15 protein-coding genes are annotated in these 14,118 nt (G+C 64.4%); 8 read left to right on the forward strand and 7 right to left on the reverse strand.

Translation table 11 applies throughout. The annotated features are described in order from the left end of the window. The first annotated feature begins 57 nt into the window (after positions 1-57). Complete coding sequence (locus tag ABIB95_RS14440; protein WP_354240155.1) at positions 58-1,377, forward strand: aminotransferase class V-fold PLP-dependent enzyme; 1,320 nt, start codon at positions 58-60, stop codon at positions 1,375-1,377. Positions 1,378-1,542: 165 nt separating this feature from the next. Then, on the forward strand, positions 1,543-1,983 hold the full coding sequence (locus ABIB95_RS14445) for a hypothetical protein (RefSeq protein WP_354240157.1): 441 nt from the start codon (positions 1,543-1,545) through the stop codon (positions 1,981-1,983). A gap of 26 nt (positions 1,984-2,009) precedes the next feature. Here the strand turns inward: ABIB95_RS14445 and ABIB95_RS14450 are convergent, their stop codons facing one another. After that, positions 2,010-3,032 carry an LLM class flavin-dependent oxidoreductase gene (locus tag ABIB95_RS14450; RefSeq protein ID WP_354240159.1) on the reverse strand — a complete coding sequence of 341 codons (1,023 nt, stop codon included), beginning with the start codon at positions 3,030-3,032 and terminating at the stop codon, positions 2,010-2,012. Positions 3,033-3,062: 30 nt separating this feature from the next. Then, positions 3,063-3,992 (reverse strand): LysR family transcriptional regulator, encoded by a 930-nt coding sequence (locus ABIB95_RS14455; protein ID WP_354240161.1) that lies wholly within the window; start codon positions 3,990-3,992, stop codon positions 3,063-3,065. 107 nt (positions 3,993-4,099) lie between these two features. Between ABIB95_RS14455 and styA the strand changes: the two genes are divergently transcribed. Beyond that, positions 4,100-5,350, forward strand: a complete 1,251-nt coding sequence (gene styA / locus ABIB95_RS14460) for a styrene monooxygenase subunit StyA (RefSeq protein WP_354240163.1) — start codon at positions 4,100-4,102, stop codon at positions 5,348-5,350. A gap of 24 nt (positions 5,351-5,374) precedes the next feature. Continuing rightward, a complete protein-coding gene (gene styB, locus ABIB95_RS14465; protein ID WP_354240165.1) occupies positions 5,375-5,860 on the forward strand; it encodes a styrene monooxygenase NADH-dependent flavin reductase subunit StyB in 486 nt (161 codons plus the stop codon). A 78-nt stretch (positions 5,861-5,938) separates the two neighbouring features. Here styB and ABIB95_RS14470 read toward each other — a convergent pair whose 3' ends face one another. Then, positions 5,939-7,030 carry an AraC family transcriptional regulator gene (locus ABIB95_RS14470; protein WP_223153833.1) on the reverse strand — a complete coding sequence of 364 codons (1,092 nt, stop codon included), beginning with the start codon at positions 7,028-7,030 and terminating at the stop codon, positions 5,939-5,941. A gap of 331 nt (positions 7,031-7,361) precedes the next feature. Between ABIB95_RS14470 and ABIB95_RS14475 the strand changes: the two genes are divergently transcribed. The 3 genes from ABIB95_RS14475 to ABIB95_RS14485 all read left to right on the forward strand — a co-directional run bounded on the left by ABIB95_RS14475 (position 7,362) and on the right by ABIB95_RS14485 (position 9,268). Continuing rightward, positions 7,362-7,562: a hypothetical protein gene (locus tag ABIB95_RS14475; protein WP_224580952.1), complete on the forward strand. Its 201-nt coding sequence runs from the start codon at positions 7,362-7,364 to the stop codon at positions 7,560-7,562. Between the two features lie 3 nt (positions 7,563-7,565). Continuing rightward, positions 7,566-7,883, forward strand: coding sequence for a DUF1488 family protein (locus ABIB95_RS14480; RefSeq protein WP_354240168.1), 318 nt, complete (start codon positions 7,566-7,568; stop codon positions 7,881-7,883). A gap of 590 nt (positions 7,884-8,473) precedes the next feature. Continuing rightward, positions 8,474-9,268 carry an alpha/beta hydrolase gene (locus ABIB95_RS14485; protein WP_354240170.1) on the forward strand — a complete coding sequence of 265 codons (795 nt, stop codon included), beginning with the start codon at positions 8,474-8,476 and terminating at the stop codon, positions 9,266-9,268. A gap of 60 nt (positions 9,269-9,328) precedes the next feature. On the opposite strand, the gene ABIB95_RS14490 is transcribed toward ABIB95_RS14485, so the two are convergent. The 4 genes from ABIB95_RS14490 to ABIB95_RS14505 all read right to left on the reverse strand — a co-directional run bounded on the left by ABIB95_RS14490 (position 9,329) and on the right by ABIB95_RS14505 (position 13,041). Next, the gene (locus tag ABIB95_RS14490) at positions 9,329-10,042 is read right to left on the reverse strand and encodes a class I SAM-dependent methyltransferase (protein ID WP_354240172.1); all 714 of its coding nucleotides are present in this window, start codon (positions 10,040-10,042) and stop codon (positions 9,329-9,331) included. Then, positions 10,039-10,497, reverse strand: coding sequence for an Rrf2 family transcriptional regulator (locus ABIB95_RS14495; RefSeq protein ID WP_354240174.1), 459 nt, complete (start codon positions 10,495-10,497; stop codon positions 10,039-10,041). Before ABIB95_RS14495 ends, ABIB95_RS14490 begins: the two co-directional genes overlap by 4 nt. Positions 10,498-10,725: 228 nt before the next feature. Next, complete coding sequence (locus tag ABIB95_RS14500; protein ID WP_085400008.1) at positions 10,726-12,747, reverse strand: YgiQ family radical SAM protein; 2,022 nt, start codon at positions 12,745-12,747, stop codon at positions 10,726-10,728. Between the two features lie 96 nt (positions 12,748-12,843). Next, a complete protein-coding gene (locus ABIB95_RS14505) occupies positions 12,844-13,041 on the reverse strand; it encodes a hypothetical protein (protein WP_354240176.1) in 198 nt (65 codons plus the stop codon). A gap of 56 nt (positions 13,042-13,097) precedes the next feature. On the opposite strand from ABIB95_RS14505, the gene ABIB95_RS14510 reads away from it, so the two are divergent. Then, a complete protein-coding gene (locus tag ABIB95_RS14510) occupies positions 13,098-14,036 on the forward strand; it encodes a DMT family transporter (RefSeq protein WP_354240178.1) in 939 nt (312 codons plus the stop codon). The last annotated feature ends 82 nt before the right edge of the window (positions 14,037-14,118 follow it).

Raw genomic sequence — 14,118 nt, forward strand, 5'->3', positions numbered from 1 at the left:
TCGTCATGCGCGCTCTATGGATCGCTGCTCCCTTCGCCGCGCATCGTGGGGGCTGATATGCATCTGACTGAGACAATGTCGTCCGACCGCCGGTCGATCCTGAAGGGCCTCGCGGCCGCAGCCGTCACGTCCCTGGCGGCACCGGCCATGGCAGCCGACGGTCTGCCGGCGCAGCCGACCGGAGCGGCGGCCGCCATCGCCACCGACAATGCCTATTGGGCGGCGGTGAAGGGGCTCTATTCAGTGACGCCGGATGTCGTCAATCTGGAGAACGGCTTTTGGGGCATCATGGCCGAGCCGGTGAGGCGCGAGTTCATTCGCCAGACCGATATGGTCAACTATCAAAACACCTACTACGCGCGGCAGCGCGCGGGTGCGGATTTCGAGGCCGTGCGCATCAAGGTGGCCCAGGCGGTCGGCGCGGCGCCCGAGGAGATCGCGCTCACCCGCGGCGCGACCGAAGCGCTGCAGCTCCTGATCGGCGGCTACAACAAGCTGAAGCCCGGCGACAGCGTGCTCTACGCCGACCTCGACTACGATTCGATGCAGTACGCGATGAACGCGCTTAAGGCGCGTCGCGGTGTCGACGTGGTCAGGTTCGATGTGCCGGAGCCGGCCACCCGCCAGGCCGTGCTCGACGCCTATGCCCGTGCCCTCGAGGCGAATCCGAAGGCTAGGCTTCTCCTCCTCACCCACGTCAGCCATCGCACCGGCCTCGTCATGCCGGTCGCCGAGATCGCTCGCATGGCCAGGGCCAAGGGCATCGACACCATCGTCGACGCCGCGCATTCCTGGGGGCAGATCGACTTCAGGGTGGGCGAGCTCGACGTCGATTTCGTCGGCTTCAACCTGCACAAATGGATCGGCGCGCCGCTCGGCGTGGGCTTCCTCTACATCAGGAAGGACCGTCTCGCCGACATCGACCGCGACATGGGCGACGAGGACTTTGCGGAGACCGATATCCGCTCGCGGGTGCACACCGGCACGGTCAATTTCGCTACGGTGCTGACGGTGCCCGCGGCGGTGGCGCTCCATCAGCAGATCGGCGCGGCGGCAAAGCAAGCCCGGCTGCGATATCTGCGCGACTACTGGGTCAGCCGCGTGCGGGGCTTCAAGGATATCGAGATCCTGACGCCGGATGAGGTCGGCTCATATGGCGCGATCACGTCCTTCCGTCTCGCCGGCAAGACCAGCAAGGCGGACAACGAGGCTATCGTCGTGAAGCTGAGGGACAGCCACAAGGTCATGACGGTGCGCCGGGCGGGCGTCGCCAAAGGTCAATGCATCCGTGTGACGCCGGCGCTCTTTACCGACGAGGCCGATCTCGATCGTTTCGTCGAGGCGCTCGCCGTCGTCACCGGTACGAAGACGGGGTAGGCCCGGGCTCGGGACTGACATCACCACGAATTCACGGGACTTCATCCTCCGCGCATCTGACAAATGTCAGATGCGGGGCGTCCATGAGCCTCGGCCGCCCCATTTTATCGGCCCACGGTCTGGTTTATCTCTGTCACTCCGGTGCCCTGCGCATGGAGGAGACGCGTGCTCGATCATATTCTCAGATTCATGACGCTCGGGACGATCATCGTCGGCATGACGGCGATCTACGTAGCGCTACACACCAACAATCGGCGTCTCGGCGCGGACATCTTCCTTCGATATTCCGACCGGGTCTCCGACCTGCGACGCCGCCTTCCGGTCGCGGCATTCCTCGAGCGAAGGGCTGCCGGCGACATTGAGATCACACCGGAAGAGCGCCGGGCGGTACACGAGATCATTCACGCGATCTTCGAGCTCTACGAGCTCAAGGTGCATGGCTTCTTTCCGCCGGCGATCTGGAAGATCAGGGAGCCCGATATCGAACGGTTGCTCTCGCTGCCGGTCTTCCAGCAGGAGCTGGCAGGCCTGGAGGGCCGATATACGAGACATCCGCGTTTGACAGCTTGGCTTGAGAAGATCAGGGGTCAGCAAGAGACGGCCTGACTTTCGCAGTGAACCGGTCGACGGTCTCACCGCCAGCCAAGCGCCGGCGCGACGTGCTTCAAGATCGCCTCGATCGCATGCGCACAATAGTCGACGCCGAGCTGGTTCGGGATCGTCAGCAGCAGCGTGTCGGCCTCGGCGATTGCCTCGTCCTGCTTGAGCTGCTCGATCAACGCGTCCGGCTCAGCGGCATAGGAGCGGCCGAAGATCGCGCGCGTTTGCGGATCGATGAAGCCGATCTGGTCCTCGCCTCCGCGCTCCCCGCCGAAATAGGCGCGGTCGCGATCGTTCATCAGCGCGAAGATGCTGCGGCTGACGGACACGCGGGGCTCGCGGGTGTGGCCTGCCTCCGTCCACGCGGCGCGATAGCTCCGGATCTGCGCCGCCTGCTGCACATGAAAGGCTTCGCCGGTCTCGTCGTTCTTCAGCGTCGAGCTTTGCAGATTCATGCCGAGCTTCGCCGCCCACACCGCGGTCGCGTTCGAGCCGGCGCCCCACCAGATCCGTTCGCGCAGGCCTGCCGCATGCGGTTCGAGGCGCAGCAGTCCCGGCGGATTGGGAAACATCGGCTGCGGATTGGGCTCGGCAAAACCTTCGCCGCGCAACAGGTCCAGAAAGACCTCCGCGTGGCGCCGGCCCATGTCGGCATCGCTCTGGCCGTCGGCCGGGCGATAGCCAAAGTAGCGCCAACCGTCGATCACCTGCTCCGGCGAGCCGCGGCTGATGCCGAGCTGGAGCCTCCCGCCGGCGATGAGATCGGCGCTGCCTGCATCCTCGATCATGTAAAGCGGGTTCTCGTAGCGCATGTCGATCACGGCCGTGCCGATCTCGATTGTGCTGGTTTTTGCGCCGACAGCGGCGAGCAGCGGGAAGGGCGAGGCCAGCTGGCGCGCGAAGTGATGCACGCGGAAATAGGCGCCATCCGCGCCGAGCTGTTCCGCCGCGACGGCCAGCTCAATGGATTGCAGCAGCGTGTCCGCCGCCGAGCGGGTCTGTGATTGCGGCGAGGGCGTCCAGTGTCCGAAGGACAGAAATCCGATCTTTTTCATGGGCGTCATTTAATGATGGCGGGGGCGGCGTCAACCGCCTGCGCCGGCGGTGCGGGTATGCGACGGGGCCGGCGCGAAATGCTCGGCGCGGTCGACCAGGAGATCCAGAAAGCTTCGCGCGCGCAGCGACATCCACTGCGTCTCCGGATAGACCGCGTGCAGGGGCAGCGCGGCGATGGTGTAGTCCGGAAGTACATGTTCGAGCTCGCCGCTGCGAAGGCCCTCCGCGGCATTCCATTCGGGCAGGATCGCGATGCCGAGATGCTGCATCGTCGCCTCCTGCATCGCATCGGCGTCGTCGACGTGAATGGGTCCGTTGATCGATGCGACGTGACGGCCATGCTCGGATTCGAAGGCCCATTGGTGCGCCGGCGACATCCGTGAATAGACGATGCACTGGTGCGAGCTGAGATCGTCAGGCGTCCGCGGCAGCGGGCGGCCGTGCAGATAGGTGGGTGTTGCAACCAGATGGCGCTGCACTGTCCCGAGCCGGCGGGCGACCAGCGTGCTCGCCTCCAGGTTTCCAATGCGCAGCGCCAATTCGATGCCTTCCTCCACCAGATTGACGAACCGCTCGCTGAAGCGGATGTCGACCCGCACCTCCGGATAATTCCGAACGTACTCGGCGATGACGGGCATCATGTAGCGCCGTCCGAACGACGACGGCACGCCGATCCGGAGCGTGCCGGTCGGACGGGGTGCGGCCTGTTCGACACTCGACCGCGCCATGTCGAAGCTGTCGAGGATCTGCCGCGCGAGATCGTAGATCCGGTGCGCCTCGGCCGTCGGCTTCAGTGTGCGCGTCGTGCGCGAAAACAGCTGCGTGCCGAATTCGCTTTCAAGCATAGCAATGCGCTTGCTGATCGCGGGCTGGCCGATCCCGAGCTCCTTGGCCGCAGCCGAGAAGCTGCCGCCCTCCAGGGCGCGAACGAAAGCGCGCAGGCAATCGATCCGGTCCATAATTCATTCCAATCTGGAATAAATTATATCCCATTTATTCCGTAGTGCGCAACTCGGCGGGTCGCTAGGCTCCCTCAAAACAAGCATTCACAGGGGAGGAGACGAAATTGGCACGCCATATCGGAATTGTCGGCGCCGGCATCGCCGGCCTGCATCTCGCGCTTTACCTGCAGAAGCACGGCGTGGACGCGACGATCATCACGGATCGACCGCCTGAGGAATACAAGAACATCCGCCTGCTCAACACCGTCGCGCATCACCACGTGACGATCGCGCGCGAGGACTATCTCGGCGTCAATCACTGGAGCGATCCGAAGGACCATTATTACTACCACGACCACGTCTTCAATTTTCCGCAGCCGCTGAGTTTTCGCGGTGATTTCTCGAAGCCGAGCCGCGCCGTCGACTATCGGATCTATCTTCCTGCCCTGATGCAGGATTTTGTCAGCCGCGGCGGCAAGATCGAATACCGCCGCATCGAAGAGCGCGACATTCGTCCGCTGGTCGCCCGCTTCGATCTCCTGGTCGTCTCGACCGGGAAGGGCCCGCTAGGCCAGCTCTTCACTTACCGGCCGGAACACACCCCCTATTCGCAGCCGCAGCGGCGTCTGTGCGTCGGGCTTTACACCGGCGTCCGGCAGCCCGATCCCATGAATGTCACGCTCTCGGTGTCTCCAGGACATGGCGAGATGATCGTGATCCCGACCATTACGTTCGGCGGTGTCGCCAACGCGCTGCTGATGGAGAACGTGCCCGGCGGCGACATGGAGGAACTGGCCACGCTCAGCTACGACGACAACCCGAAGCACTTCTTGAAGGTGCTGCTGGGCAAGCTCGAGAAGCATCACCCGACGACCTACGACCGCATCGACACCGCGCGCTTCGATCTCGCGCAGCCGCAGGACCTACTGCAAGGCGGCGTGGTCCCGACGGTGCGCAACACTGTGGTCGAGTTCGACGACGGCAAATGCGCGATCGCGCTTGGCGACGTCCATGCGATCGTCGATCCCATGATGGGCCAGGGCGCCAATGTCGCCTCCTATGCGGCCTTCGTGCTCGGCGAGGAGATCGTCAACGCGGACGCGCTCGACGTGCGCCTGTGCGAGAAGATCGAGCTGAAACGACAGGATCGCGTGCTGGCGGCCTCGCGCTGGACCAATGTGATGCTGCAGCCGCCGACGGAAGCGCTGGGCATGCTGATCGGCGCGATGAGCCAGAACCCGGCGCTGGCCAACGAGTTCACCGAGAATTTCAACTACCCGGACCGGCAGTGGGATCGCATCTGCACGCCGCAGCGCATCCAGGCCTGGATCGAGCGCATGTCGGCGCCGCCTGAGCCGGTCAGGGCGATTGCGTGAGGACCGATGCGAGCGGAGGCTGAGATGCCGCGCGCCAATCCGGCGTCATTCCGCGAAGCCGCGTCGCGCTTTGCGACGGGCGTCGCGGTGCTGACCGCGCTGGACGAGCACGGCCGCGTCTGCGGCATGACCGCGAACAGCTTTGTCACCGTCAGTCTGTCACCGCCGACCGTGCTGGTGTCGGTCATGCCAGGACGCATGCACCGGGCGATCTCGGCGACTGGACGCTACTGCGTCAACGTCCTGCCCGAGCACGGCCGGGACCTGTCGCGGCACTTCGCGAGCCAGCCGAACACCGGCGCGGCGCCGGATTACGACATCGTCGACGGCCTGCCGCGTCTGTCCGGCTGCATGGCCTGGTTCGCCTGCGAGGTCACACGTCACGTCGATGTCAGCGACCACACGCTGATCATCGCCGAAGTTTCGAGCTGCGACTATCGCGACACCACGCCGCTGGTGTTCTTCTCCAGCCGGTATCATCTCGGGCCGGGTGTGCCGGTGGATCGGTGAGGGTTGCAGCGGTCCGCGGCTTGAGCGGACCTGGTGTTTTTCTGGCTGCATCGGGGCGCTTTGGCGTTACCGCCGGGACTAGCTTGCCCGGGCGTTCTTTGCGCGAGGGGGCGTATCGTTGACGTTGTCGGCGCGCTTGGGATCGTCCGCGGCACGCCATTGTCGTGGCGTCATTCCGGTCCAGCGCCTGAAGGCGTGGGTGAATGCGCTGACTTCGCCATAGCCGAGCAGCCAGGCGGTTTGCGAAATCGGCAACTCGTCCTTTTTCAAATAGCTTTTGGCGAGGTCGATTTTCAGCTCGTCCATAATGCCGGTGAAGGTCAGTCCTTCCGACGCGAGGCGCCGCGCCAACGTGCGGTGGCTCATGCCGAGCCGGCGCGCGATCTCCTCAGCCCGTGCCTCGCGATGGGGAAGCAGTGGCGCGATGGCATTCTCGACGCTCGATCTGAGCGAAACTCCCCCAGGCTTCCGATGTGCAAGCGCCTCCTCGCAGAAGGTCACCAGCAGATCGTTCAAGTGGTGATCGGCACTTTCGATGGGCATCTGTCCCACGGACTGAGGGAAGGCGATCTCATCGACGTCTGATCCGAACTCGATCTCGCAACCAAGGAACGACCTGACCTCCGCGGGCATCGCTCGACGGCGATGGGCGACTTTGACACGGCTTGGCACCACGCGGCGGTTGGTCAGTGCGCGGTTGATTCGAATGATAGAGGTCACCCAGAATTCGATCTGGTGCCGATCCGACCGCCGCTCCACGCCCACATAGCTCAACGCAATCGCCATGTCCTTCGCGGCAAATCGCAGTGAAATTCCCTCGTTCGCGAGGCGGCAATAGCGCTCCGTCTTTGAAAAGGCTTCAGCGACTGTCCCGGATGAGGCCGCGACATAGTAGAGCAGGCCGATTTCACGAAGGTCGAAGTCCCGTGCCAGGTGAAATCCCAGGGCGTCGTCGTGCAGCGCCTCGGCACCAAGCTCCAGAAATTTGATCTGGCTTTCAACGCTCAGCCGCGCCTTGCGGTCTTGGATCTGCTCGAGGGTCAATCCGGCCTTGGACAGCAAGCCGTTCGCGTGAATGCCGGCTTCGCGCAGGCGAGCCCACACCAGGCGGGCGATGCCGCCGGTCGCACTGGGCATGGCTTGCAATTGGGGCGAACGGGCAGCAGCCACATCGAACCCTTTCGTCGTTGCCGCTGCGGCCTTGAGTCCTCGGCTCGCGCATCGGGATCGCGGCATGGAAAATCAAGTTATTGGCTCACGATAACAAGAAACCGGGTGTCATGTGACTTAAATCGGCGATCTGTCCCCCTAGGTGCGTCGTCTGTACTCGGGGGCGAACCCACCCCGAAAAAGCCCGAAGGCCTTGATGTCCAGCTGCGATGGCGCGCCGCCTATAAACGTGAAGATATTGCGAAGTTACGGAAAATTGCTCGGAATTCCTCATATCGCTCATGGCCCACGGACGGTTGCGCTTGAGCGCGTTGGCGATTGCGAGATCAACATGTTCGAAACGCTTGAAGCCGGTTCAGCTGCGGCGCCCCTGTTCTGGATGGAGCTGTTCGATCTTCGCGTTCACGCCTCGCGCGACAGCCGCGGATGCCACAACATGAGCGACGCAGTCGCAGCGTTCAACGATTTTGCTTCGCAGGCGAGCCGCCTGGCGGAGGTGCCGCCGTGCGACACCGGCGAAGCCGTAGGCTGACAATTGCCGCGTCCACCGAGAGTATCCCCAGCGGAAAACGCAGCGCTTCTGACGCGCGGCCAGATTCTTGGCTACGACACGGAGCGGATGGCGTTTCTGTTTACGATGACGTATGGCGCCAGCATCGTCGACTGCGAGATAAGCAGCGTCGCGCTGGACGACCTTCACGGCTCGAAGGGCACGCGTCCCGACGAAAGGGAGACCCAATTCAGGTGTCTCCGCGACGCGGTCGAGCGCCTTGCATCATACGCTTTCGAACAGCAGGGCAGGCGGCAGCGCGAGCGGCTCCGCATCTTCTCCAAGCACGTCAAGGTGCTCTGACGACCGCCAAAGCAAGGCCGCCGCCGCAACGGCAACGCATATGCAATTTGTGCCACGTGAGATGCTCGACATCTCCCTCTTAAACATTTCACTCGACCATGGTCTGCAAGACCGGGTTCCGCAGTTGTCGCCGGCTGGGTGTTGCCGCGCCGTGACATCCAGGCACGCTCAGCCGGTATAGACTGGTCGATATCCGGTGCCCCTTCCGTTGCCCGGATGGTGAGTTATCGCGCTCTTGCGTCCAGTTGTGAGTGTTGCCGGTGGTCCGGACGAGTCGCATCAGTGCTCCAGCAGTTTTGTTGGCTTTGTCGATCGCAGCAGTCCTGGGCGGCTGTGCAGGACGTCCGTCGCAGGGCGTGCTTGTTCCGACAGCGCAGGTCGCCCCCGGAAACACAAATGTCCCGATCTACGTCGTCACCAATCGCAAGCGATCCGACGTCGATCCCGGTGAGATGTTCAGCGGGGACCGTTCGGACGAGCTGTCCTTTGCCGAGGTGACTGTCTCGATCCCGCCCGATGCCGCGCGGAAGATCGGCGAAGTGCAGTGGCCCGCGAGCCTGCCCGGCGCCCCCCAACGGGATTTCACGACTGTGTCGGCCGACTATCTCGACAAGACGCATTTCGCTGCGTCTGTCGCCGCGGCGATGAAGCAGTCCGGTCGCAACAAGGTGCTTGTCTTCGTCCACGGCTTCAACAACCGCTTCGATGATGCGGTCTATCGCTTCGCGCAGATCGTGCACGACTCCAAAGTGCCGGTCGTTCCCGTGCTTTTCACCTGGCCATCGCGCGGCGAGCTGAGGCTGCGCGCGTATACCTATGACCGGGAAAGTGCAAATTTTTCGCGTGACGCGCTCGACAATCTGTTGAGCACGCTCGACGCCTCGCCTGCCGTCGGCGAAGTTTATCTTCTGGCTCATTCGATGGGCAATTGGATCGCACTGGAAGCACTGCGAACGCGGGCGATCCGCGCCCCGGCTGTCGCGTCGAAGCGCAGCAAGCTGAAGAATGTGATGCTGGTGGCACCCGACGTGGATGTCGATGTCTTCCGCTCGCAACTGAACCGGATGAACGGCGCGCGGCCCCCCATCTCGTTGTTCGTCTCGCGTGACGACGGCGCGCTCTCGCTGTCGAAGACGATCTGGGGAGACGTCGCCCGCCTGGGCGATATCGACCCGACCCAGGAGCCTTATCGAACTGAGCTCGCGCGCGACCGGATCGACGTCTACGACCTGACGAAACTGGCGGTCGCCGGCGACGACGCCCACGACCGGGCTTTCGAGCAGGTAGGCCCGGTTGTCGCAATGATCCGCCAACGCATGGCCCAGGGCCAAGCGCTGGGTGAACAGAAGGCGGCCGCGGGCCCGCTCGCGCGGCTTGCGGAGTAGCGCGAGAGGCAGGCCCTGCCTGGCTTTTTCATGGCGACGTGTCGACGAGGCCGTGACGTCTCAGGCGTAGGCGACCCAGCCGCGGAACGTGAAGCCGGTGTAGAACAGGGTTGGGACGGAGAAGCCTGCGTCGCGCAAAATTGCTTCGTCTCGCGCGGGCGCCAGGATGCTCAATTGCCCATCGACCGCTTTGCGGGCGGCGGCCGCCTTGTCGGGCTCGACTCCGGCAGCGGCGAGAAAGGCTGAATACCGCGAGAGCCAAAGCGGCCGTTCATCGTCGTCGCCGGGGATGCTGAAATGGGCCGCGACGAACGGCGCGCCGGGCTTGAGGCGGCGGCGGATTTCGGACGCTATTCGCAGCCGTTCCTCGACATCGACGAAATGCAGGGTCAACAGGCACGTCGCGCCATCGAACGGCCCCTCCGGCGCATCGTCGATATAGCCTTGATGCAGATGCGCGCGCGACGCGAGCGGGCCCAGCGTCTGCTTCGCGAGATTCAGCATCGCCGCGGACGGGTCCACGCCATCAAAGGTCCAGCGCGGCTGCGCTTGCGCAAAGGCATTCAGCTCCAGGCCGCCGCCGGCGCCAAGAACGAGTATTCGCGCATCTTCACGCGCACGCTCGCCCAAAAGGATCGCCGCCATGGACAGCATCGAATTGTAGCCGGGAACGAACCGTGGCGGCCCTTCGGTGTACTTCGCCACCATCTGCGGATCGGAGAACGCGTTTTGAATGTCGGTCACGATGTTGTCCTGCTGAGGGGAGTCGGTCACGCGTGATGCGCGCTCATGCTGTGAAGCTTTCGCGCACCCAGGCGCTTGCGCAGATCGTCGCTCAGCATCGCCAGCGTCACTTCGGCAAAGCGCGACAGCAACAACGCCTCTGCATCGTCAAAGGCCTGATCGAGCGCGGCATTGACGGCCTGCTCGACCAGGCAGCCAGGCGCCTCGGTCCGGTTGCCCATGGCCAGAATCGAGGGGCTGCCGAGCGCGGTGTAGACATCGCGCAGCGTCACCTTCGACAGATCGCAAGCCAGCGTCCAGCCGCCGCCGTGCCCCTTCTCGGAGCGGACGTAACCGAGGTCGCGCAGGCCCGCCATGATGCGGCGGATCACCACCGGGTTGGTGTCCATGGCCTTCGCCAGGGTCTCGGACGTGAACGGGCCAGGCTGCTGCGCCATGTGCAGCAGGACGTGGAGCACGCCTGATAATCGGCTGTCTCGCTTCATGTAACTTCATATGTTACATGATGGCGCCGAGGTCAACCCGTTTCGGTGCGAGCGTAAGGGGCGCGTTGCCATCCCGCGCCCGTTTTGCCCGACGGGTCAACGTCGCCGCAGACCGCCTAAGCCATTGATCCCGCTCATGCCGTCTACTGTGCATGGGGTTGTTTTCGACATTTTTGCTTTGGGGACACAACAGCCGCGGGCTGAACCGGATCTCATCCGGCTCTGCCGCTACTTCATCACCCGCAGGCCCTTGGTCGTAAACCGCTGCGTCTTGCCGCCGGGGCGCACCGGTCGCCGTGTGCCGGCGGCCTTGCCGGTGCCGGGCGGCTGATGCGCGGGCACGAGCTGGTCGGGACGCGAGCCGATCAGGTCGCGGCGGCCCATCTCGATCAAGGCCTCGCGGAGCACCGGCCAATTGTCGGGGTCGTGATAGCGCAGGAAGGCCTTGTGCAGCCTTCGCTGGCGCAGGCCCTTGATCGCCTCGACCTTGTCGCTGCCGCCGCGGCGTACGCCGCGCAGCGGGTTGACGCCGGTGTGGTACATCGCGGTTGCGGTCGCCATCGGCGAGGGCAGGAAGGTCTGCACCTGATCGGCGCGATAGCGGTTCTTCTTGAGCCAGAGCGCGAGGTTCATCATGTCCTCGTCGGTCGTGCCCGGATGCGCCGCGATGAAATAGGGGATCAGGTAATATTTCTTGCCGGCCTGCTCGGCCGCGGCATCGAACATCCGCTTGAACTGGTTGTAGGCGCCGATGCCCGGCTTCATCATCTTGTCGAGCGGGCCGCGCTCGGTATGTTCAGGGGCGATCTTCAGATAGCCGCCGACGTGATGGGTGACGAGCTCCTTGATGTATTCGGGGCTCTCGACCGCGAGGTCGTAGCGCACGCCCGAAGCGACCATCACCTTCTTGATGCCCTTGGTCTCGCGCACCTTGCGATAGAGCCGGATCAGATCGTCATGCGAGGTGTTGAGGTTCGGGCAGATCTCCGGGAAGACGCAGGACGGCCGCCGGCACGCCGCCTCGACCTTCGGATCCTTGCACGCCATCCGGTACATGTTGGCCGTGGGGCCGCCGATGTCGGAGATCACGCCGGTGAAGCCCGGCGTCTTGTCGCGGATCTTCTCGATCTCACGCAGGATCGAGCCTTCCGAGCGGTTCTGGATGATGCGGCCCTCGTGCTCGGTGATCGAGCAGAAGGTGCAGCCGCCGAAGCAGCCGCGCATGATCGTGACCGAGAACTTGATCATGTCCCAGGCGGGGATTTTTGCTTCGCCATAGGACGGATGCGGCGCGCGCGCATAGGGCAGGTCGTAGACCGCGTCCATCTCGTCGCTGGTCAGCGGGATCGGCGGCGGGTTGAGCCAGAGATCGCGATCGCCGTGACGCTGCACCAGCGGGCGGGCATTGCCGGGATTGCTTTCACGATGCAGCACGCGCGAGGCGCGCGCATAGGCTTCCTTGTCCTGCTCGACTTGCTCCAGCGCCGGCAGCCGGATGACGGTCGCACCCTTCTGGCGCGTTGCGCCCTCGTCGGCGGAATCGAGATCGTCGGCGTGCAGTTCGCTGTAGTCCTCCGGGACGCGGCGGAACAGCGCGACGCCCCTGATGTCGCTGAGCTCGCGCGGTGCTTCGCCGGCGGCAAGACGGTTGGCCACCTCGACGACGGCACGCTCGGCATTGCCATAGAGCAGCAGGTCCGCCTTGGCGTCGGCCAGCACCGAGCGGCGCACCTTGTCGGACCAGTAATCGTAATGTGCGATCCGGCGCAGCGAGGCCTCGATGCCGCCGAGCACGATCGGGACATCCTTGAACGCCTCGCGGCAGCGCTGCGCGTAGACGACGGTGCAGCGGTCCGGCCGCTTGCCGCCTTCGCCGCCGGCCGTATAGGCGTCGTCGCTGCGGATGCGCCGGTCCGCGGTGTAGCGGTTCACCATGGAGTCCATGTTGCCGCCGGTGACGCCGAAAAACACTTTTGGCTTGCCGAGCGCCTTGAACGGATCGGCCGAATGCCAGTCGGGCTGGGAGATGATGCCGACCCGAAAGCCCTGCGCCTCCAGCAGCCGGCCGATGATGGCCATGCCAAAACTCGGATGGTCGACATAGGCATCGCCTGTCACCAGCACGATGTCGCAGGCATCCCAGCCGAGCGCGTCCATCTCGGCGCGGCTCATGGGAAGGAACGGCGCCGGCTTGCGCGGGCGCGCCTGCGCCATCAGGGGCTTTTCGGCGGTGATGATCTGGATGTCCATGGCGCCTACGCATAGGACTCCGGGCGTACGAATACAACCGACGGACGCGTGAAGATTTGCGGTTCCGCCAGGGGCTATCCGGCTTGCGGGAGTGCGTTAACCGTTCGCGAACCCTTGCCGGACCTCGGCAGTCGTGGCCGGCTCGCCGCCATGCTGGCGGACCATCCGCACGGCATTCCCGACGAGGCGGAGATTGGTCACCGTCGAGCCCGGCAGCGCCGCCTCGATCCAGACCTTGCGCAAGGCGAGCATCGCCTCGCCGCCCGCAACAGTGCGCGTGCCGCATATGCTCATGAGCGATCCCTCTTCCGGGTTCTCACCGCGGCCGACATCGGATATCCGATTGCTCCATGGGCAAGGAAACTTTTGACGGCGGTGATGACGCCGGCGCGGCGCCGTCCACCGAGGCCTGGCTCGGTGCGGTTGCGCTGATCGGCTTCATCCTGGTGGCGACCGCGCAGGCCTCAAATCAGATTCTGGCGCGCGGGCTTGCGGGCTCGGTCCCGCCCTTCGCGCTCGCCTTCTTCCGCTGGAGCATCGTTGCCATCGGGCTCGCGCCGATCGCGTTCGCCGAAATCCGCGCCGGCCGCGTGCCACTCGGCAAGAACATCTGGCCGATCCTCGCCGCCGGCTTCATGGGCATGTTCCTCTGCGGCGGTCCGGTCTACGCTGCCGGCATCTCGACGACGGCGATCCACATCGCGTTGATCATGGCGCTGTCGCCGATCACGGTGCTGATGATCTCTGCGGTGCTCGGCATCGAGCATGTCGGCCCGCTGCAATGGCTCGGCACAGCGCTTGCGCTCGCCGGCGCCTTGCTCATCATCTCCGGCGGTCATCCGGAGACCTTGTTCGCACTGGAGACCGCAGCGGGCGACGGCCTGGTCGTGATCGCGATGCTCGGCTGGTCCGGCTACACGCTGCTGCAATCGCGCGCGGCGCCCAAGGCGTCGCTGCTGGCGCGCATGAGCCTGTTCGCAGGCGCCGGCGCGCTGTTCTCGCTGCCGCAGGCGCTGATCGAGATGTGGACCATGCCGGCGCAGGTCTTCAGCACGAAAGCGGTGTCGGCTTACGTCTTCGCCGGGATCGTTCCCGGGCTGCTCGCCTATGCCGGCTTTGCCTGGCTCGGCGGCAAATTCGGTTCGGTCCGAACCTCGCTCGTGCTTTATCTCGGACCGATCGCGAGCGCCCTTCTGTCGTTCGCAATTCTCGGTGAACCGCCAAAACTGATCCATCTGTTCGGCGGTGTGCTGATCCTCGGCGGGGTCTGGGCCAGCCTGCGCAAATAGTTCCATTGATCGGAGTGGTGGTTCATTCGCAGGAACCAACCGCCTCCGCGAACATTCTGATCAAGGGACCGATGCGAGCCAT

The sequence above is a fragment of the Bradyrhizobium sp. LA2.1 genome (assembly GCF_040547725.1).
GTDB classification, from domain to species: Bacteria; Pseudomonadota; Alphaproteobacteria; order Rhizobiales; family Xanthobacteraceae; genus Bradyrhizobium; species Bradyrhizobium barranii.